Below are 18,191 nucleotides of genomic sequence, written 5' to 3'. Positions count from 1 at the left end.
CGCCCCGGCCGCGCCGCGCCCCCGGAACGCCCCGCGCCCGCCGGCCCGCGCCCGGCCCAGCTGCCCGCCACGGCCGGCCCCTACGTCGGACGGCGGCGGCAGATGCGAGAGCTGGACGCCCTCGTCTCGCCCGACCCGGCCGACCGCGCGCACGTGGTGGCGGTGGTCGGCGCGCCCGGGGTCGGCAAGACCGCCCTCGCCAAGCACTGGGCGCACGCCCGGCGCGAACACTTCGCGGACGGCCAGCTCTTCGTCGACCTGCGCGGCCACTCCCCGCTCCCCACGCTGCGCCCCGCCGACGTCCTGGCGCAGTTCCTCCGGGCCCTGGGCGCCCCGCCCGGCCGGCTGCCCGCCGACGAGGACGAGGCCGCCGCCCTGTACCGCACGCTGCTCGCCGACCGGCGGACGCTGATCGTCCTCGACAACGCGCGCGACGCCGAGCAGGTCAGACCGCTCATCCCCGGCGCCCGGGGCTGCGCCGTGGTGATCACCAGCCGCAGCCGGCTCGCGGGCCTCGTCGCCAGCGATGGCGCCCGCCAGCTCGTCCTGGACGTCCTGGACCCGGACGAGGGCCGCCGGCTGCTCGCCGCCACCATCGGCGAGAGCCGGGTCGCGGCCGAGGAGGAGGCGGCCCGCAGGCTCGTGCGGGTCTGCGGCGGCCTGCCCCTCGCCATCCGGATCGCCGGGGCCAACCTGCTCGCCCGCGACACCCGCATCGCCGACCACTGCGACGCGTTACCCGGCGACGACGTGCTCAGCAGGCTGCGCGTCGAGGGGGACCGGCGCTCGACGGTGCGGGCCGCCTTCGACCTCTCGTACCGGGCGCTCCCGGCCGCGGGCCGGCGGATGTTCCGGCTCCTGGGGCTGATGCCGGGACCCGACCTCACCGTGCCCGGCGCCGCGGCCCTCGCGGACGCGACCCCGGCCGAGTCGGCCGGCCTCCTCGCCGCCCTGACCGACGCCCACCTGGTACGGGAACGGGCGCCCGGCCGGTTCGGACTCCACGACCTGCTCCGCTCCTACGCCCGCGAGCTGGCCGGCCGGGACGAGGCGCACGCCGCCCGGCGACGGCTCTTCGACTGGTACCTCCACCGCGCCGACGCGGCGGCCCGGCTGCTCCACCCGGAGCAGGTGCTCCCCGCCCCGGCCGCCGGGGCGCCGCTCCCGGTCACGCCGGTCTTCCCGGACCACGCCGGGGCCGCCGAGTGGCTCGACGGCGAGCGGGAGAACCTGGCCGCCGCCGTCCTCCAGGCGTCCGGCTCCGGCTTCACCTCCGTCGCCTGGCGCCTCGCCGAGAGCCTGCACCCCTACCTCGCGACGGGGATGTACACGGGCGACTGCCTCAAGGTCGCGACCGCCAGCCTGTTCGCCGCCGTCGCCGACGGCGAGCTGCGGGCCCAGGCCGCGGCCCAGCTGCGGCGCGCCGAATGCCACCGGGCGCTGGGGAACGACGCGCGGGCCCTGGAGCTGTTCGGCAGCGCGCTGGAGCTCGCGCGGCAGGCCGACTGGACCGAGGGGCAGGTCCTCGCGCTGCGCCGCACCGGCACCGCGGTCCCCGCCTGCGACCCCCTCTCCCCGTCCCGTGAACTCACCGGGTGCGGCCACGGCGCGGGGACCGCCACCCCCGCCACCGCCGCCGCCGTCACCGCCGACGCCCCCGGGACCGGCCTGCCCCGCTGAAGGCCGCCGGAGGGCCGCCGAAGACCCGTGACAGCTCGCCGAGAGCGCTTTTCAGTCAACTACCGGTTTGTTACAGGAAGTTGAACTGGCTGAAGGACAAGTGCTCCGGCAGTTGCCGGAGTTCTGCCGGTTGCCAGGGGCATAACTGCGGCGGCCGCCGGAACCACAGGTCGACACCGGTGCGCCGGACCGGGAGCGGCCTTCCGGAGGCCGCCGGTCCTCTGGTCCGGCTGTAGGAGCCCGCCCAGCCCGGAGCCATACGGTGGCCGCACCGCACAGCCGTTCCCACACCGTTCCCCCTGCCGACCACATCCGCGCGAACAGAACGAGGTGACGATGGAAACCGCGACACAGGCCCCCCGTCAGGAAGGCCGGAGAACGGCCCAGGCGGACGAGTTCGTGGTCACGTTCTACGAGCGCGTCCTCGGGCGCGCCGACTTCGTCCCGTCCGGGATCGCCGAGGAGCTGGGCGTCCCGCACCGGCGGGCCGAACAGGCGGTCGCGGTGCTGCGCGAACTGCGCCTGGTCAAGCCGGCCGGGGACGGCACGGGCCGGCTGGTCGCGGTCAGCCCGGAGGCCGCCCAGATGGAACTCCTCGTCCCCCTGGAGCGCGAGATCCTCGACGGGCGCCTCCGCCTCGCCGGGTTCAAGGGACAGCTCAGCTCCTTCGTCGCCGCCTTCGAGAAGCAGTCCAGGGCCCGCGCCGAGGCCGTGGTGATCACCGACGACCGGGAGGAGATCGGACTGCGCCTCCTCGAAGCCGCCCAGGCCTGCACCACCGAGGTCCTGGTGATGCAGCCCTGCGTGGCCCGCGAGACCCCCGAACTGCGCCTCGCCCGCCCCTTGGTCCTCGACGTGCTGCGGCGCGGCGCGCAGGGCCGGATCCTCTACCCCCACACCGCCCGCGGCGACTCCGACACCCGCGCGCACCTCGGCGAGGTCCTGCCCGCGGGCGGACGGGTCCGCACCACCAAGGAGGTGCGCGACCGCTTCCTCGTCTTCGACCGGAAGACGGCCTTCATCCCGGCCGGCGAGGGCGACGCCGTCGCCGTCGTCTACGACGGCGCGGTCGCGGCCTTCCTGGCCGGACAGCACGCCCGGGTCTGGGAGTCCGCGTTCGACTTCGACTCCGGGGCGGCCGGCTACGCCGGGACGATGGGGGACCTGAAGGCGACCCTCCTCGACCTGCTGGCCTCCGGCGCCAAGGACGAGGCGATCGCGCGCCGGGTGGGCATGTCCGAGCGGACCCTGCGCCGCCACGTGGCCGCGATCATGCAGGAGCTGTCGGCCGGCAGCCGCTTCCAGGCCGGCGTCCTCGCCGCCCGGGCCGGCCTGGTCGACCTGGCCCTGGGGAGCGCCGCGTGAGCCGCTACGACCACATCGCGTACACCCCGTCGGTGCGCAGGGCCCAGGAGGAGATGGGCAGCGCCGCCGCGGCCGGCCGCCGCCTGCGGGAGCCGGACGGGGGGCCCGAGCCGCTCACCGGCGCCGCCGCCGACTTCATCCGGGGCCTGGACGGCTTCCTGTTCTCCAGCGTGAGCGAGAGCGGCTGGCCCTACATCCAGTTCCGGGGCGGCCCGCCGGGGTTCGTCCACGTCCTGGACCCGCACACCCTCGGCTACCTGGACGTCCGGGGCAACCGGCAGTACATCACCACCGGCAACGTGCGCGGCGACGACCGGGTCGCGCTCTTCTTCATCGACCACGCCCGCCGCACCCGCCTCAAGCTGTTCGGCCGGGCCGCCGTCGTACCGGTCGAGAAGGACCCCGCGCTCGCCGGGCGCCTGGACTCGACGCGTACCGAGGGGACGGTCGAGCAGCTCGTCACGATCCGGGTCGAGGCCTTCGCCTGGAACTGCCCCAACCACATCACCCCCCGCTTCAGCCAGGACGAGCTCTCCGACGCCCTCGCGCCGGTCCGCGAGCGCATGGCGCGCCTGGAGGAGGAGAACGCCGCCCTGCGCGCGGAACTCGCCGCCCACCGGGGCGGCGGCGGCCCCTCCGCCGCCTGACGGTGTTTCCGGGGCTTCGCCCGCCGAACTCCACTGGCCGAATTCGGCAGCCGGTTCCGGGCATTGATGGACCCCCTCCCCGGGGCCCAGTCTGGAATCGGCGAAGAACCCTCGAAGCGAACGGAGACATCGCGCGATGGTCAGCGACGTGATCGACCGGAACGACCGGTTCAGGGGAATTCTGGACCGGCTCGCCACCAAGTCGATCGACGACTACTACAACCCGTACCGGCTGTTCGAGTGGCCGGACCGGCTCCCCGAGGACATGTGGTGGATGAGCCCCGAACTCACCACCACGTACGGTACGGAATGGGCCGAGAAGCTCACTCCGCAGCAGCTCCACACGCTTTCCAAGCACGAGAGCATCAATTTCTACAGCCTCAATGTGCACGGCATCCGGGAACTGCTCATCGAGGTGGTCAACCGGATCCACACCGCCGGTTTCGAAACGCCGTCGGAGTTCTTCCACCACTTCATCGGTGAGGAGAACGAGCACATGTGGTTCTTCGCCGAATTCTGCCTCCGCTACGGCGGGAAGATCTACCGGCAGCCGGCCGGCGGCGCCGAGGCGGCCGTCCCCTCGGACAAGATCCAGAGCCTGCTGGTCTTCGCCCGCATCCTGATCTTCGAGGAGCTGGTCGACCACTTCAACTCGGCGATGGCCGAGGACGAGCGGCTGCACGAGACGATCCGCGGCATCAACCGGATCCACCACCAGGACGAGTCCCGGCACATCGCCTTCGGCCGCGAACTGGTCAACCTGCTCTACCTGGACCTCAAGCAGACCGCCACCGAGCAGGAGCTCGACGAGGTCTCCACCTACCTGCGCCGCTACATGAGGCACAGCTTCGAGTCGCTCTACCACCCCCAGGTCTACCGCGACGCCGGCCTGGAGCGCCCGCACGAGCTGCGCCGCTCCCTCCTGGAGTCGCCGGCCCGCGCCGAGGCCGAGCTGCGCACCTTCCGCAAGACCGCCAGGTACCTGGAGAAGACGGGAATCGTCCGATGAACCGCCTGACCGGGAGCGACGGCGTGCCCGCCCTGGCCATCCTCGGGCCCGGCGCCACCCGGCTCGTCAGGGAGCTCGACGGGGTCTTCACCGGCTGGGGGTTCGCGGACGGCGCCGAGGAGATCAGCGCCCCGCCGCTCTTCCCGGTGACCGACCTGGAGAAGTTCGACGTCTACACCAACTTCCCCCACCTCGCCTGGGTGGCCGGCTCGCTCGACCTGACCGACGACCGGTTCAAGCCGGTGGAGGGGAGGTTCGGGCCCGGCGCGGTGACCGAGGCGCGGTACGGCCTTCCGCACGCCACCTGCTACGGCGCGTACCTCTTCCACGAGGGCGGCCGGGTCGCCGACGACACCCTGGTGACCCTGGTCAACCGCTGCTTCCGCAACGAGGACCACTACGGCGGGCTGCGCCGGCTCGCCAGCTTCCAGATGCGCGAGATCGTCGCGCTCGGGGACTTCGAGCACACCCAGCGGGTGCTGGCCCGCTTCACCGGGCGGATCCAGGCCTTCGCCGCCGCGCTCGGGATCGAGCTGGGCAGGGAGGCGGCGGGCGACCCGTTCTTCCGCAACGACAACGGCCGCGCCCTCATGCAGAAGCTCAGCCCGGTCAAGTACGAGTTCCAGTACGGCGACCTGGCGATCGCCTCGGTCAACACCCACCGCAACTTCTTCGGCGAGCGGTGCGGGATCCTCCTGGAGTCCGGCGAGCACGCCTACACCTCCTGCGTGGCCTTCGGCCTGGAGCGCTGGCTCGCCGTCCTGACCGAGCACTTCGAGGAGGACCTCGACGCCGCGCTCGACGCGGTGCGCGAGGCCGCCTCGGCCACGGCCGCCGCCGCCGTCGAAGCGCCGTGACCCGGCCCCTGATCGGCGTCGACCTCGTCCCCCTCTCCCGGATCCACGACCTCCTCGGCACCGGCACCGGCACCGAATCAGGTACCGGCTCCGGCTCCGGCTCCGGCACCGGCACCGGATCAGGTACCGGCTCCGGCTCCGGCTCCGGCACCGGCACCGGATCAGGTACCGGCACCGGCCCCCGTCCCGCCCCCCTCCTCGGGCGGTTCCTCTCCGCCGAGGAGCTGGCCGTCTCCCGGACCCCCGACGGCGCGCCCGACCCGTCGGGGATCGCCGGGCGCCTCGCCGCCAAGGAGGCCGTCTTCAAGCTCCTCGGCTCGGTCGGCGGGCCCGTCCCCTGGCAGGGCATCGAGGTCCTGCGCGGCCCCGGCGGCCGGCCCGGGGTCCGGCTCTCCGGCCGGGCGGCCGAGCTGGCCCGTACCGCCGGGGTCGGCCCGATCGACGTGAGCATCAGCCACGACGCCGGCTTCGCGATCGCCGTCGCGGCCGCCACCGCCACCGCCTCCGCCACCCCGTACGACCGCCCCCTCCCGCTGGATCAGTGACTCTGAAGGGAATGCCATGAGTTCCGCAGGTATCGACAAGGTCCGGGACTGGATCCTCGGCCGTCACCCCGAGCGCACCGAGCTCGCCTCCGACGTCGACCTCATCGAGAGCCGCCTCGTCGACTCCCTCGCCTTCGTCGAGCTCGTCTACACCATCGAGGACGCCGCGGGCGTCGAGATCGACTTCGACAACATCGACATCGAGGACTTCCAGACCCTCGCCACCATCGAGAAGGCGTTCTTCGCCTGATCCCGAGGAGGGGTCTTCACCATGGATGCTGTCTCGTACACCGCACAGTGGATGGCCGCGGCCCGCGCCGAGGAGTCCGAGCGCGAGGACGCGCTGTTCGTCGACCCGTTCGCCCGCGAACTGGCCGCGCCCCGGGGCTTCGAGCTGATCGAGCGCTACGCCGGCGGCGGCCTGCTGCCCTTCATCTCCATCCGCACCCGGTTCCTGGACGACGCGATCAGGGACGTCCTCGCCGAGAGCGGGATCCAGCAGGTGGTGCTGATCGCGGCCGGCATGGACACCCGCGCGTTCCGGCTCGACTGGCCGGACGGCACGGAGCTGTACGAGGTCGACCACGCCCTCCTGATCGCCGAGAAGCGCCGCCGGCTCCAGGCCCTCGGGGCCGAGCCGCGCGTCGACCGGCGCGAGGTCTCCGCCGACCTCACCCAGGAGTGGCTGCCCGCCCTGGAGGCCGCCGGCTTCGACCGCGACCGCCCGACCCTGTGGGTCGCCGAGGCGCTGACCTTCTTCCTCACCGAGGAGCAGGCCGCCGGACTGCTGCGGCTGCTCGCCTCCGCCTCGGCCCCCGGCAGCCACCTGGCCTTCGACATCCTCGGCCGCGCCCTGCTGCGCAGCCCGTTCTCCAAGCGCTTCCTGGACACCCTCGCGGCCGACGGCACGCCGTGGATCTTCGGCAGCGACGAGCCCGAGGAGTTCCTGACCGCGAACGGCTGGAAGACCACCGACCTGCGCGAGCCCGGCCAGCCCGGCGCCGGCGAGGGACGCTGGCCGTACGACGTCCAGCCGAGGGACCGGCGCGGCGCCAACCGGCTGTGGCTGATCCGCGCCGAGGTCGTGAAGTCCTGATGAGCCAGTCGACCACCGACCGCCGGATCACCCTGGAGCGGATCGAGTCGTACCTGCCCGAGCGCAGCGTACGGATCGAGGAGCTGGGCGAACGCCTTGGACTGCACCGGGCGCAGCTCGGCGTGTTCCGCAAGTTCTACGGCCTGGACAGGCTCCGGTACGACCCGGAGCTCCCGCTGCTCGACCTGCTGCGGCCCGCCGCGCGCGGCGCCCTGGCCGCCCTCCCCGAGGGCGGCCGGGTGGACTACCTGGCCTACGCCCACGTCACCCAGGCGGTCGCCCCCGCCGACGTGGACGTCGCGCGGCGGGTCGGCGAGGACCTCGGGCTCGACGGCGCCGAGGCCTTCGGCCTCAGCCACCAGGCCTGCGTCAGCAGCCTCGGCGCCATCGAGGTGCTCGGCGAGCTGCTCCGCGCGGAGGGCGGCGAGGGCGCCTACGCCCTGATGGTCACCGGCGAGCAGGCGTACTCGCCGGTCGTCCAGCACGTCCCCAACACCTCGATCATGGCCGACGCCGCCGCCTCCTGCCTGATCACCCTGGACGGCGAGGGGGACGTGGTCCGGTCCTTCGCCACCCGGACCCTGGGCGAGTACGCCCAGTGGCTGGAGCTGACCCCCGAGCAGAACACCGAGTTCGGGGAGCAGTACGGCGCCCGGATCGCCGAGGTCATCCACCGGGCGGTGGAGGAGGCCGGGCTGACGCTCGACGACATCGACCTGGTGATCCCGCACAACGTCAACAAGCTGGCCTGGCGGCAGACCATCAAGGAGCTGGGGGTGGCGCCGGAGAAGGTCTTCCTGGACAACGTCCCCCGCTACAGCCACACCTTCGCCTCCGACGTCTTCGTCAACTACACCACCCTGCGCGACGAGGGCCGCCTGGTGGACGGCGCCCCCTACCTCCTCGTCTCCGTCGGCCTGGGCGCCACCTTCGGCGCCATGGTGATCACCCACCGGGCGGGAGGCGGTCCCCGATGACCCGTCAGGAACTGGTCCTCACCATCGAGAAGGCGCTCGGCGAGGTCCTGGAGCGGCCGGTCACCGGCCTCACGGAGGAGACCGCGCTCTTCGACGAGCTCCGGCTCACCTCCCTCGCCGTCCTCGGGCTCCTGATGACCGTCGAGGAGGCGACCGGGATCTCGGTCGACCCGGAGGCCCTCGACATCGACCACCTGCGGACCGTGGGCTCCTTCGCCGACTACGTCGAGGCCGCGCTCCGCGAAGAGGAGGGGACGTCATGAGCGGACTCGCCGTCCGGGCCGCGGCCTCGGTCCGGTCGCCCGAGGGCCGGGAACCGGACGACCGGGCGGCCGCGCTCGGCTACTTCCGCGACCTGCTCGCCCCCTTCGGAGAGAAGCCGGACGAGGAGCTGTTCGACAGCGGCCCGCACGTCCGGCACCGGGACCTGGCGGACCTGCTCGTCGCCGACGAGGGCGTCGGCGCGAGCAGGCCCGACCTCCTGATCGTCACCCACGCCCTCCCGGACGTGGTGCCGTTCACCGCCGTCTCGCCCTACCTGACCGACCGCCTCGGCGGCCGGGCGGCCAACTTCGCGATCGCCCAGCAGGGCCTGGCCGCCCCCTTCACCGCGCTGCGGATCGCCTCGGCGTACGAGAAGGCGGGACGGGCGGCGGAGGTGGTGCTCGCGGTCCTCGAACAGACCACCCTGCCGACGCCCTTCCCGCTGGTACGGGACACCCCGCTGGTCGACTCGGCCGCCGCGCTCGTCCTCGGCACCTCCGCCGGGGACGGGGACGGGGGCGGCCCCCGGTTCGTCGGGGCGCACTCGGCCGGTTCGGCGGCGGACGCGCTGGGCCGGGAGCCCGTCGAGGACGGCACGCTCCTCGTCCTCGGCCCCTGGGTCGCCGAGGACGTCCCGGAGCACGGCGGCGCGGTGCACCGGGTGGCCCCGGGCAGCTACTGCACCAGCCTCTGGCTGGACCTCGCCGACCACTGGCGGGAGTGGGGGCGGGACCACCGGCGGATCGTGCTGTGCGACACGGACCCGCGCTCCGGCCGCACCCACGTGGCGCTCTTCGCCGGCGGCGAGGGATGACCCCCGGGGCCCGGCGGGCCGCCGCGCACCCGCCCCACCCGGGAGCACGGCGGCCCGCCGGGGCCCCGGCAGACGGCTCCGTCCGGCAGACGGCTCCGCCGGCGGCTCCGGCAGACGGCTCCGACACACACCCGACGAGGCAACCGAAGGGAAGGCTGGAACACCATGACCACGGCTGAGGAGCGGTCCATCAGGCTGGACTCCGCACGGGCCGGGAGGGGCCCGGCGACCTGGGGCCAGCGGGCCATCTGGGGCGTCGTCACCCGGCTCGGCGACGACGCCCCCCGGTACAACCTGCCGGTCCACCTCCCCGTCGCCCCGCCCCGCCCGGTGGACCGCGTGCTCGCGGACCTGACGGAGCTGCTGCTGCTCCACGACAGCCTGCACACCCGCTTCCTGCCGGACGGCGAGGACGGTCTCGAACAGGTCGTGGACGGCAGCGGCGAGCTCCCGGTGGAGATCCGCACGGGCCCGGTGGACCGCTCCGCCGAGGACGGCGCCGCCCTCCTCGGCGAGCTGGCCGGCCGCCCCTTCGACCACACCCGGGAGTGGCCCCTCCGGGTCGGCCTGATCGAGTCCGGCGGCCTGGTCCACCGGCTCGTCCTGGCCGGCGCGCACACGGGCATGGACTACTGGGGCCTCGGCCGGCTCCTCCGCGACCTGGAGTCCGTCCAGGCCGGGGAGACCGCCGCGTCGCTGCGCGGGTCGCGCCCCGCCCTCCAGCCCCTGGAGGCCGCGGAGGTCCAGGCCTCGCCGCTCGGCCGCCGCCGGGACGAGGCGGCCCGCCGCCACTGGATCGAGCAGCTCACCGCGGGACCCCGGCGGATCTTCGGGCAGCCGGCGGCGCCGGAGCTCGCGGACGACCCGGACCGCCGGTTCCCCAACGCGCTGCTGCGCTCGCCCGCCCTCGCGGTCGCCGTCGGACGGGTCGCGGCGGAGCTGGAGGTCAGCGACGCCGCCGTGCTCCTGGGGGCGGCCTCCCACCAGCTCGCCCGGATGTCCGGCAGCTCCGACGTGCTCTTCCAGGTCGTGGTGGGCAACCGCTTCCAGCCGGCCGCCGCCGCCTCGGTCAGCACGGTGGCGCAGGAGGCGCTGTTCCGCCTCACGGACGCGGACCGGGACTTCGAGGACGCGGTGCGGCGGACGCGGTCCGCGGCCCTCGGCGCGTTCCGCCACGCCGCGTACGACAAGTGGGCGCTCGACCGCGAGGTGGCGCTCCTCGTCGAGAAGGGGGAGGCGGCCGACCACTCGTACTGGTGGAACGACACCCGCGACCCCGGCGTCGGGCCCTTCGACGGCGTCGAGCGGCCGGAGGAGCCGCTGAGCGAGCTGATCGGCCGGACCGAGCTGAGCTGGCCGACGGAGTTCCCGGCCCGCAGGAACGTCTCGGCGGCGGTGGACGTGCTGACCGCCCCGGGCGCCCTGGACCTCGCCATGACCGCCGACCCGGCGGTGATCGACCGCGCGGGCACGGAGGAGTTCCTGCGCGGGGTCGAGCGGCTGATCGTCGCCGAGGCGATCGCGCTGGGGGACTGATGACACCGGTGACGAAGAGGTACGCGGGAATCGCCTGGACCGACGCGGGCTACCGGGTCGAGGTCCTCGACGGCGCCGGGCGCCGCGTGGCCGAGCCGCGCGACTGGGGCGCCGCCCGGGTCGCCGAACTCATCGCCTGGCTGCGGGACCTCGACGGCGGCCCCGCCCCCGCCGTGGTCCTGGACAGCACCAACGGCCTGCTCGACGGCCCGATGACGGCCGCGGGCCTGGAGGTCTACCGCGCGGACCCCTGGCTGCTGCCGCCCCGGCCGCGCTTCGGCTCCGTCACGGCCCGGCAGCTCGCGGAACGGGCCCTGGGCGAGCCCGGACGGCTCGCCCGGGTGACCGCCGAGGGCGGCACCCTGACCGGCCGCGCCGACGAGTACTTCGAGGGCGTACGGCGCGGGGAGCCGGCCCAGAAGGCCCTGACGGCGGCCGGGCGCTGCTTCGAGCACGGCCGCCGGGACGTCCCGAAGGTGGCGCTCACCTTCGACGACGGCCCCGACCCGGTCTTCACCCGGCGGGTCCTGGAGATCCTGGACCGCTACGGGGCCCGGGCGACCTTCTTCTGCGTCGGCCACCACGTCGCCGCGCTGCCCGACGAGGTGCGCCGGATCGTCGCGGGCGGCCACGGCCTCGGCAACCACTCCTGGTCGCACCCCTTCCTGTTCGACCTGACGCCGGAGGAGCTGCGCGAGCAGATCGACCGGACGACGGAGGAGCTGGACCGGGTGGCCGGCGAGGCCCCGACCTGGTTCCGGCCGCCGTACGGCGCGCTGAGCCCCGGAGTGCTGGCCGCCCTGGAGGAGCACCCGGCCACCCTGACGATGTGGGACGTCGACGCCCGCGACTGGTCGAGGCCGGGCCCCGAGCAGATCGCCAAGACCGTCCTGGAGGGCGTCGGCCCCGGCTCGGTGGTGCTGATGCACGAGGGCGCCGGGGACCGGAGCCAGACCGTGGAGGCCCTTCCGGCGATCGTCGAGGGCCTGCTCGAACGCGGCCTGGAACCGGTCCCGCTGGGGGAGCTCGCCCCGCCGCCCCGCCCCGGCCCCGAAGGCCACTGATCCCCCCGCACCGCGCACCGCGACCAACGACCGGAGGACTGAAGGGTCATGGAAGAACGCTTGGCAGAGCCCGTGGAGGCGGCGGCGCCCCCGCCGGTGGAGGACGACGGGCCGCCGCCGGGGGAGCCGGGGAAGCCGGAGCGGCGGGCGACGGGACCGTCCCCGGACGAGCCGGCGATCTGGTCCCGCAACTTCCGGTACTACTTCGTCGCCCGCAGCGCCGGCCTGCTCAGCTGGGCCATGCTGCCGGTCGCGGTCGCGGCCGGACTGCTCAGCGGCGGCTACGGCCTGGACACCGCCGGGTACTCGATGGCCTTCCTGGTCGCGCCGTTCGCCGGCCTGGTGCTGTTCGGCGGGGTGCTCGCCGACCGGTTCACCGCCCGCCGGATGATGATCATCGCGGACCTGGCCAACCTCACCGCCCACGTCCTGCTCGCCCTCCTCTTCCTCCACGGCATCGACCACCTCTGGCAGCTGTACGCGCTGCTCGTCGTCGCCGGCACCGCCAACGCCCTGTTCCAGCCGGGCGCCTCCTCGACCGTCCCCCTGGTCTCCCGCGACGTCCAGGGCGCCAACGGCGTGCTGCGCACCTCCGAGGCGATCACCGGCCTCGGCGGCCCGGCCCTGGCCGGCACCCTGGTCGGCTTCGGGTCCACCGGCTGGGTCATGGTGATCTCCGCCGTCGCCTACGGCACCAGCGCGATCTGCCTGTTCGCCCTGCGGCTCGGCGTGGTGCCCGCCCCGCCGGCCGGCGAGGGCCTGTGGCGCAACCTGGCCGTCGGCTGGCACGAGTTCCGCTCCCGCAGCTGGCTGTGGGGCGTGATCCTGATCTGGATGTTCTACGCGGTGCTCTCCTGGGGGCCGCAGCTCTCGGTGGCCGCCGGCGTCATCGTGCCCGAGCACGGCGCGCGCGCCTTCGGCCTGATCAACGCCGCCCTCGGCGCCGGAACCGTGGCCGGCGGGCTCCTCGCGATCCGCTACAAGCCCCGGCGGCCGCTCGCCGCCGGTGCCGTGGCGATGATGGCGTACCCGCTCTACCCGCTCGGCATCGTGCTCGGCTGGCCGGTCTGGCTGCTCATCGCCGCCCAGGTCCTGGTCGGCGCCGGGATCGGCGTCTGGGGCGTCATGTGGGCGACCAGCGTGCAGACCCAGGTGCCGGGCGAGGTCCTGAACCGGGTCCACGCCTACGAGGTCGCGGGCTCCGTCGGCATGTACCCGATCGGCAGCGCGCTGGCCGGTCCCGCCGTCGAGGCGTTCGGCACCGACGAGGTCCTCGTGGTGGGCGTCGTGGTCTCCTTCCTCACCGCCACCGCCCTCCTGGCGGCCCGCCCGATCCGCACCCTGCGCCGTGTCCCGGACCGCGCCTGACCGGAGCCGTGCGCCCGGCCCGGTCCGCACGCCCGCCGACGGCGTGCACCACCTGGCCGCCCGGAACGCGGAGGTCCTCGGCGCGCTGCCCGTCGCCGCCGCGGACCGGGCGGCCGCCGCGGGGCTGCCGCCGTGGCGGGCCGCGGAGCACCTGGCCTCGCGGACGCTGCTGCGGTTCCTGCTGCGGGAGGTCGGCGAGGACGCCGGGGACGGGCCGGTCGCCGCGCTGCCGGGCGGCCGCCCGTACCTGCCCGGCCGGCCCGGCCTGGGGGTGAGCCTCTCGCACTCCTCGGGCTGGGTCGCGGCGGCCGTCGGCCGGGGCCGGGACGTCGGCGTCGACGTGCAGGTCCCGGCCGCCGTCGGCGACCGGCTGCTGCGGCTCTGCTGCGCGCCCGGCGACGCCGACGTGCTGGCCGCCCTGCCCGAGGAGGCGCGCAGGTCCGGCTTCGCCCGGGTCTTCGCCGTCCAGGAGGCCTGTGTGAAGGCCGTGGGGAAGGGCTTCTCGGGCCGCCCCTGGACCGTCCCGGTCCCCCTCGGCGCGCGGACGGGCACCTGGAACGGCGTCCGCTGGTCCGCCCCGCGCGACGGCGGCGACGCGGTACCGGTCGCCTGCGCCTGGACCGTGCCGGCGGCGCCGGTTCCGGAGCGGGTCAGAAGACGGGCAGGGCCGTGAGGGTGGTGCCGTCCAGGAGGAAGACGCGGTCGGCGTCGCCCCCGATCCAGTAGGCCTCGGGGTTCCTGACGATCCGGAACACCCAGGTCGTCTCGTTCTCCGGGGAGAGGCTGAGGACGTTGACGCCGCCCTCGGTCCTGTCGACGGCGACCGACCAGAAGCCGTTGCCCTGGACGACGAGGGGGCTGTGCGGATCGCACTCGACGAGCCCGGCGTAGACCCAGTCGGAGGGCCTGCCGGTCCGCAGGTCGTAGCGGAAGGGGAACTTCAGGGCGGACGCGTACACGTGCTCGCCGTGGATGGTCGGCGGCCCCCAGAAGAACACCTGGCCCTCCGGCGGCTTCGGGTTCTCGGCCCGCCACACCCGCCTGCCGTCCACGACGTCGACGACCGAGAGGTACTTTCCCGTGACGCACAGGAGACGGCCCGACAGGGCGGCCCTGGGCCGGGTGCCCTCGGCCTGGTCGCGGAGCCGCCAGACCGTGCGGCCGGTCTTCGCGTCGAGGGCGAGGACGGACCCGTCCGGCGTCGTGACGACCACCCGGCCGTGCGCCGCGATGCCGCGCGGACCGGCCTCCGCGGCGAGGTCCGCCTCGACCCCGGCGGTCCAGCGGACCGCGGCGTCGGACCGGCCGACGGCACGCACCTTCCCGCCCTCGGTGACCAGGTACACGGCCTCGTCGTCCGCGGCGAGGAGCAGCGCGGCCTCCGCCGCGGGCGCCGTCCACTTGGGCGCGCCGGTCGAGGCGACGAAGGTGACGAGGGCGCCGTCCCGGCCGACGGCCGCCACGAGCCGGTCGGAGAGCGACAGGTAGCGGCCGGGGGCCACCGTCTCCGGCGCCGACCAGCGGAGCGCGCCGTCGGTGACGCCGCGCGCGGCGATGCCGCCCTTCGGCGCCCCGGTGACGACGACGTCCCCGACGGGGAGGGGCGCGGGCGTCCCGTCCGGGACCGCGCCGGGGACGCTCCAGAGCGGGTCGGGGAGTTCGCCGAGGACGTAGTCGCCCTTCTCCGGGTCCAGCAGGCCGGCCTTCGGCGCCGGTACGGCCGGGGGGATGTCGAAGGGCCCGTCCGGTTCCCCCCTCAGGCCCCACCAGGCGGCGGTGCCGCCGCCGGCCACGAGGACGGTCCCGCCGACCGCGAGGCCCGTGAGGAGGCGGCGGCGCGACACCGGGCGCGGCGCGGCCCCGCCCGGCAGGGTGGTCAGCCGGTGCAGGCCGTCCGCGCGGGCCGTGATGTCCCGTGCGATCGGCCCCTGCCGCCAGAGGCGTTCGGACCCCCGGGGCGGGGCGGCGAAGGCGGCGATCCGCTCCGGCAGCGGCCGGGCCGCCGGGTCCTTGGCGAGGCACGGGGCGATCAGCGGCCGCAGGGCGGGCGGCACGTGCTCCAGGCGCGGTTCGCCGTGGACGACCTCGTACTGCACGGCGGCCACGTGCGCGCCCTCGTACGCGTGCCGCCCGCTCGCCGCGAACACCAGGACCGCGCCGAGCGAGAAGACGTCGGCCGGCGGGCCGACGCGCTGCCCGAGGACCTGCTCCGGGGCCCCGTACCCCGGCGTGACCGGGGCCTGGCCGGTGGTGGTGAGGGTGAGGCCGTGCTCGGGGCGGGCGATGCCGAAGTCGATGACGCGGGGGCCGGTCGAGGTCAGCACGATGTTGGCGGGCTTCAGGTCGCGGTGGACGAGGCCGGCGGCGTGGACGTCGCGGAGCGCCCCGGCGAGCGCCGCCGCGAGGGCCCGCACCGTCGGCTCGTCGAGCGGCCCGTGGGAGCGGACGGCGTCCGCGAGCGTCGGCCCGGTCAGGAACTCGGTGGCGATCCACGGGCGTCCGCCCTCGGTCCGCGCGTCCAGGACGCGGGCGACGGACCCGCCGGTGACGGCCCTGGCCATCTGCGCCTCGCGGACGAACCGCCGCACGAGGTCCGCGTCGTGCGCCAGCTGGGGGTGCAGCACCTTCACGGCGGCCGCGCGGCCCTCGCCGTCCTGTCCGGCGTAGACCTTGCCCATGCCCCCTTCGCCGAGGACGGCGAGGACACGGTACGGACCCAGACGGATCGGGTCTCCGGATTCCAGGGGCTTCATGGCGGGTGCGGCTTTCCGTGAGCTCAGACGAGGGGGTACGCGGCGGTGTACTCGTCCCCGACGGCGACGAGCCGCCCGGCGGGGACGTGGGCGAAGTACCGGGCCCGGGCGGCCTTGAAGGGCCGGGACACGGCGCCGGTGCGCAGGTCCGAGGCGACGAGTCCGGTCGCGGCCCTGCTGTACAGGTGGACGGGGCCGACCACGGGCGGCACGTCGAGGTCCGCGCCCGTGACCGCACGGCCCTTCTCCGCCCACCGGACCCTGCCGGTGGCGGCGTCGAGCGCGACCGCGCCGCGGCCCTCCTCCACGGCGTACACCACCCCGTCCGCGACGGCCGGCGGGCCGAACCGCGCGCCCGGGGCACTCCCTTCGAAGCGCCAGGCCCGCCCGCCGTCGGCGAGCCGGAGCGCGACGGGTCCGCCCGCCGACGGGTAGACGTGCCGGCCGTCCACGGCCAGGTGGGCCCGGTCGAACGCGGGCCGGTCGCCGTCGAGCGGCCGGTTCCACAGCGCCCTGCCGGTGTGGGCGTCGTGCACGGCGAGGCGCAGTCCGCCGTCCCCGGCCTGCTGGACGAGGACCAGGTACGCGCCCGAGACGCGGGCGGACAGGAAGTGCGGGCGCCGGGAGCCGTCCTGCCGGGCGGGCAGCGGGACCCGCCAGAGCTCCTCGCCCGAGCGGGCGCCGACGGCGAGGAGGAACCACCGCTGGCCCGTCCGGAAGCCGCTCTTCCCGGGGGTGTGGGGGCCCCGGCCGCCGACCAGGTACACGGCGTCGCCGGTCGCGCAGAGCACCTGGGTCCCGTCGAGGACCGCCCGCAGGTCCCCGATCTCCGCGAACGGGGTGCCGGTCGTCCCGGTGGCGGGGTCGACCGTGGCGACGGCGAGCGGATCGGTCTCCGCGAGGGGCCTGCCGGCGGAGTGGATCGTCCCGCCGCCCAGGGCGAGCCGGGCTCTGAAGTAGACGTCGGGGTCCGACCACTTGGGCTTCCCCGTCACCGGGTCGAGGCCCTGCACGCCGTACTCGCCCACGACGACGAGGCCGTCCAGGACGAGCGGCGCCGGCGGGAGGAGGGGGGTGACGGAGGCGGTCCCCACCTGCCAGGACAGGTCCCACCTGGGCTGCTTCGGGGCGGGCGGCCGCGGGGACGGGGCGCCGTCCGGCCGGGTCCAGGCCCAGGCGCCGCCCCCGACCGCCGCCGCCCCGAGCACGGAACTCCCCCCGAGGACCAGGAGCCCGCGGCGCGAGAGGCCGGCCGGGGCGCCGGCCGGGCGGGTCTCGGCGAGGGCGTGCTCCGGCGGGGCCGGGAGGCGCCGGGGCGGGGCGTGCCAGACGGCACCGGCGCGGCGGGCGATCTCCGCGAGCAGCGGCTCGGGGAGGTGGGTCGCGAAGGCGCCGGGCCCGGGGGCCAGGAGGGCGGCGAGCCCGGCGGTGGAGGGCCGTGCGGCGGGGTCCTTGGCCAGGCAGCGCGCGAGGACCGGGAGCAGGGCCGGGGGCACCGCGGTGAGGTCGGGGTCGGCGTAGCGGACGCGGTAGAGGAGGTCGGCGTGCTGCCCGGTGCCGAAGGGGCCGCGGCCGGTGGCCGCGTACACGAGGACGCCGGCGAGCGCGAAGACGTCGCCCGCCGGGGTGTGCTCCTGCCCGGTCGCCTGCTCCGGTGACATGAACGCGGGCGTTCCGGCGGCGGTTCCGGCGCGGGTGAGGCGGTCGTCGCCGATCGCGCGGGCGATGCCGAAGTCGATGACCTTGGGGCCGTCCGCCGTGACCATGATGTTGGAGGGCTTGAGGTCGCGGTGGACGACGTCCGAGGCGTGCAGCTGGCCCAGGGCCGCGCACAGCAGGGCCCCGAGGGCGCGCACGGCGGGCTCGGGGAGCGGCCCCGCGAGCGCGACGGCGTCGTCGAGGGGCGGCCCGAGGACGTACTCGGTGGCCAGCCAGGGGGTTTCGGCGAGCGGGTCGGCGTCGAAGACCCGGGCGCCGTGGACCGGGCCGATGACGCGGGCCGCGTCCACCTCCAGGCGGAAGCGGGTGCGGAAGCCGGGGTCGGTGGCGATGCGCGCGTGCATGGTCTTCAGCGCCACCGTGCGGCCGGTGGCCGAGCGGGCGAGGTAGACCGTGCCCATGCCGCCGCTGCCCAGGCGCGCGAGGAGGCGGTGGGCGCCGAGCAGGTGCGGGTCGTCGTGGGTCAGGGGGGAGGGCATCGGCCGTCAGTCCAGGGC

General features: G+C 75.4%; 17 protein-coding genes. 15 read left to right on the top strand and 2 right to left on the bottom strand.

Annotated features, from left to right (window positions below; genetic code table 11):
* The 15 genes from ADL08_RS03840 to ADL08_RS03770 all read left to right on the top strand — a co-directional run.
* A partial coding sequence (locus ADL08_RS03840) for an ATP-binding protein (RefSeq protein ID WP_159048490.1) occupies positions 1 to 1,680 on the top strand: 1,680 nt, incomplete at its 5' end.
* A 336-nt stretch (positions 1,681 to 2,016) separates the two neighbouring features.
* Complete coding sequence (locus ADL08_RS03835; RefSeq protein WP_053640601.1) at positions 2,017 to 3,045, top strand: helix-turn-helix domain-containing protein; 1,029 nt, start codon at positions 2,017 to 2,019, stop codon at positions 3,043 to 3,045.
* The gene (locus tag ADL08_RS03830) at positions 3,042 to 3,692 is read left to right on the top strand and encodes a pyridoxamine 5'-phosphate oxidase family protein (RefSeq protein WP_053640600.1); all 651 of its coding nucleotides are present in this window, start codon (positions 3,042 to 3,044) and stop codon (positions 3,690 to 3,692) included. Before ADL08_RS03835 ends, ADL08_RS03830 begins: the two co-directional genes overlap by 4 nt.
* 136 nt (positions 3,693 to 3,828) lie before the next feature.
* Positions 3,829 to 4,701, top strand: a complete 873-nt coding sequence (locus tag ADL08_RS03825; protein ID WP_053640599.1) for a diiron oxygenase — start codon at positions 3,829 to 3,831, stop codon at positions 4,699 to 4,701.
* Positions 4,698 to 5,558: a hypothetical protein gene (locus ADL08_RS03820; protein ID WP_053640598.1), complete on the top strand. Its 861-nt coding sequence runs from the start codon at positions 4,698 to 4,700 to the stop codon at positions 5,556 to 5,558. Before ADL08_RS03825 ends, ADL08_RS03820 begins: the two co-directional genes overlap by 4 nt.
* Positions 5,555 to 6,103 (top strand): holo-ACP synthase, encoded by a 549-nt coding sequence (locus ADL08_RS34790; RefSeq protein ID WP_053640597.1) that lies wholly within the window; start codon positions 5,555 to 5,557, stop codon positions 6,101 to 6,103. The genes ADL08_RS03820 and ADL08_RS34790 overlap by 4 nt, the downstream gene beginning before the upstream one ends.
* A 16-nt stretch (positions 6,104 to 6,119) precedes the next feature.
* The gene (locus ADL08_RS03810) at positions 6,120 to 6,353 is read left to right on the top strand and encodes a phosphopantetheine-binding protein (RefSeq protein ID WP_030219305.1); all 234 of its coding nucleotides are present in this window, start codon (positions 6,120 to 6,122) and stop codon (positions 6,351 to 6,353) included.
* Positions 6,354 to 6,374: 21 nt separating this feature from the next.
* Positions 6,375 to 7,199 carry a class I SAM-dependent methyltransferase gene (locus tag ADL08_RS03805; RefSeq protein WP_053640596.1) on the top strand — a complete coding sequence of 275 codons (825 nt, stop codon included), beginning with the start codon at positions 6,375 to 6,377 and terminating at the stop codon, positions 7,197 to 7,199.
* Complete coding sequence (locus ADL08_RS03800) at positions 7,199 to 8,176, top strand: 3-oxoacyl-[acyl-carrier-protein] synthase III C-terminal domain-containing protein (protein ID WP_053640595.1); 978 nt, start codon at positions 7,199 to 7,201, stop codon at positions 8,174 to 8,176. Before ADL08_RS03805 ends, ADL08_RS03800 begins: the two co-directional genes overlap by 1 nt.
* A complete protein-coding gene (locus tag ADL08_RS03795) occupies positions 8,173 to 8,439 on the top strand; it encodes an acyl carrier protein (protein ID WP_053640594.1) in 267 nt (88 codons plus the stop codon). Before ADL08_RS03800 ends, ADL08_RS03795 begins: the two co-directional genes overlap by 4 nt.
* Positions 8,436 to 9,254: a hypothetical protein gene (locus ADL08_RS03790; RefSeq protein ID WP_053640593.1), complete on the top strand. Its 819-nt coding sequence runs from the start codon at positions 8,436 to 8,438 to the stop codon at positions 9,252 to 9,254. Before ADL08_RS03795 ends, ADL08_RS03790 begins: the two co-directional genes overlap by 4 nt.
* 165 nt (positions 9,255 to 9,419) lie before the next feature.
* The gene (locus ADL08_RS03785) at positions 9,420 to 10,790 is read left to right on the top strand and encodes a condensation domain-containing protein (RefSeq protein WP_053640592.1); all 1,371 of its coding nucleotides are present in this window, start codon (positions 9,420 to 9,422) and stop codon (positions 10,788 to 10,790) included.
* An 8-nt stretch (positions 10,791 to 10,798) separates the two neighbouring features.
* A complete protein-coding gene (locus tag ADL08_RS03780; protein ID WP_053640604.1) occupies positions 10,799 to 11,854 on the top strand; it encodes a polysaccharide deacetylase family protein in 1,056 nt (351 codons plus the stop codon).
* Between the two features lie 48 nt (positions 11,855 to 11,902).
* The gene (locus ADL08_RS03775) at positions 11,903 to 13,222 is read left to right on the top strand and encodes an MFS transporter (RefSeq protein ID WP_053640591.1); all 1,320 of its coding nucleotides are present in this window, start codon (positions 11,903 to 11,905) and stop codon (positions 13,220 to 13,222) included.
* Entirely contained in the window at positions 13,203 to 13,895 is a 693-nt protein-coding gene (locus ADL08_RS03770; RefSeq protein ID WP_234351982.1) for a 4'-phosphopantetheinyl transferase family protein, read from the top strand. The genes ADL08_RS03775 and ADL08_RS03770 overlap by 20 nt, the downstream gene beginning before the upstream one ends.
* Here ADL08_RS03770 and ADL08_RS03765 read toward each other — a convergent pair.
* Positions 13,873 to 15,975, bottom strand: coding sequence for a protein kinase domain-containing protein (locus tag ADL08_RS03765; protein WP_053640590.1), 2,103 nt, complete (start codon positions 15,973 to 15,975; stop codon positions 13,873 to 13,875). The two genes, ADL08_RS03770 and ADL08_RS03765, sit on opposite strands and share 23 nt — an antisense overlap.
* Positions 15,976 to 15,998: 23 nt before the next feature.
* Positions 15,999 to 18,173, bottom strand: coding sequence for a protein kinase domain-containing protein (locus ADL08_RS03760; protein WP_078968452.1), 2,175 nt, complete (start codon positions 18,171 to 18,173; stop codon positions 15,999 to 16,001).
* Positions 18,174 to 18,191: the final 18 nt, after the last annotated feature.

It is taken from the genome of Streptomyces sp. NRRL F-6492 (genome assembly GCF_001280125.1).
Taxonomy (GTDB): Bacteria; Actinomycetota; Actinomycetes; order Streptomycetales; family Streptomycetaceae; genus Streptomyces.
The sequence above is the reverse complement of the archived record's forward strand: the minus strand, read 5'-3'. Positions and strand labels throughout refer to the sequence as shown.

Excerpts from the sequence above, each read along its gene's own strand:
- ADL08_RS03805 (WP_053640596.1), top strand. The coding sequence starts at position 6,375 with ATGGATGCTGTCTCGTACACCGCACAGTGGATGGCCGCGGCCCGCGCC.
- ADL08_RS03835 (WP_053640601.1), top strand. The coding sequence starts at position 2,017 with ATGGAAACCGCGACACAGGCCCCCCGTCAGGAAGGCCGGAGAACGGCC.
- ADL08_RS03785 (WP_053640592.1), top strand. The coding sequence starts at position 9,420 with ATGACCACGGCTGAGGAGCGGTCCATCAGGCTGGACTCCGCACGGGCC.
- ADL08_RS03775 (WP_053640591.1), top strand. The coding sequence starts at position 11,903 with ATGGAAGAACGCTTGGCAGAGCCCGTGGAGGCGGCGGCGCCCCCGCCG.
- ADL08_RS03810 (WP_030219305.1), top strand. The coding sequence starts at position 6,120 with ATGAGTTCCGCAGGTATCGACAAGGTCCGGGACTGGATCCTCGGCCGT.
- ADL08_RS03795 (WP_053640594.1), top strand. The coding sequence starts at position 8,173 with ATGACCCGTCAGGAACTGGTCCTCACCATCGAGAAGGCGCTCGGCGAG.
- ADL08_RS03765 (WP_053640590.1), bottom strand. The coding sequence starts at position 15,975 with ATGAAGCCCCTGGAATCCGGAGACCCGATCCGTCTGGGTCCGTACCGT.
- ADL08_RS03825 (WP_053640599.1), top strand. The coding sequence starts at position 3,829 with ATGGTCAGCGACGTGATCGACCGGAACGACCGGTTCAGGGGAATTCTG.
- ADL08_RS03760 (WP_078968452.1), bottom strand. The coding sequence starts at position 18,173 with ATGCCCTCCCCCCTGACCCACGACGACCCGCACCTGCTCGGCGCCCAC.
- ADL08_RS03820 (WP_053640598.1), top strand. The coding sequence starts at position 4,698 with ATGAACCGCCTGACCGGGAGCGACGGCGTGCCCGCCCTGGCCATCCTC.
- ADL08_RS03790 (WP_053640593.1), top strand. The coding sequence starts at position 8,436 with ATGAGCGGACTCGCCGTCCGGGCCGCGGCCTCGGTCCGGTCGCCCGAG.
- ADL08_RS03800 (WP_053640595.1), top strand. The coding sequence starts at position 7,199 with ATGAGCCAGTCGACCACCGACCGCCGGATCACCCTGGAGCGGATCGAG.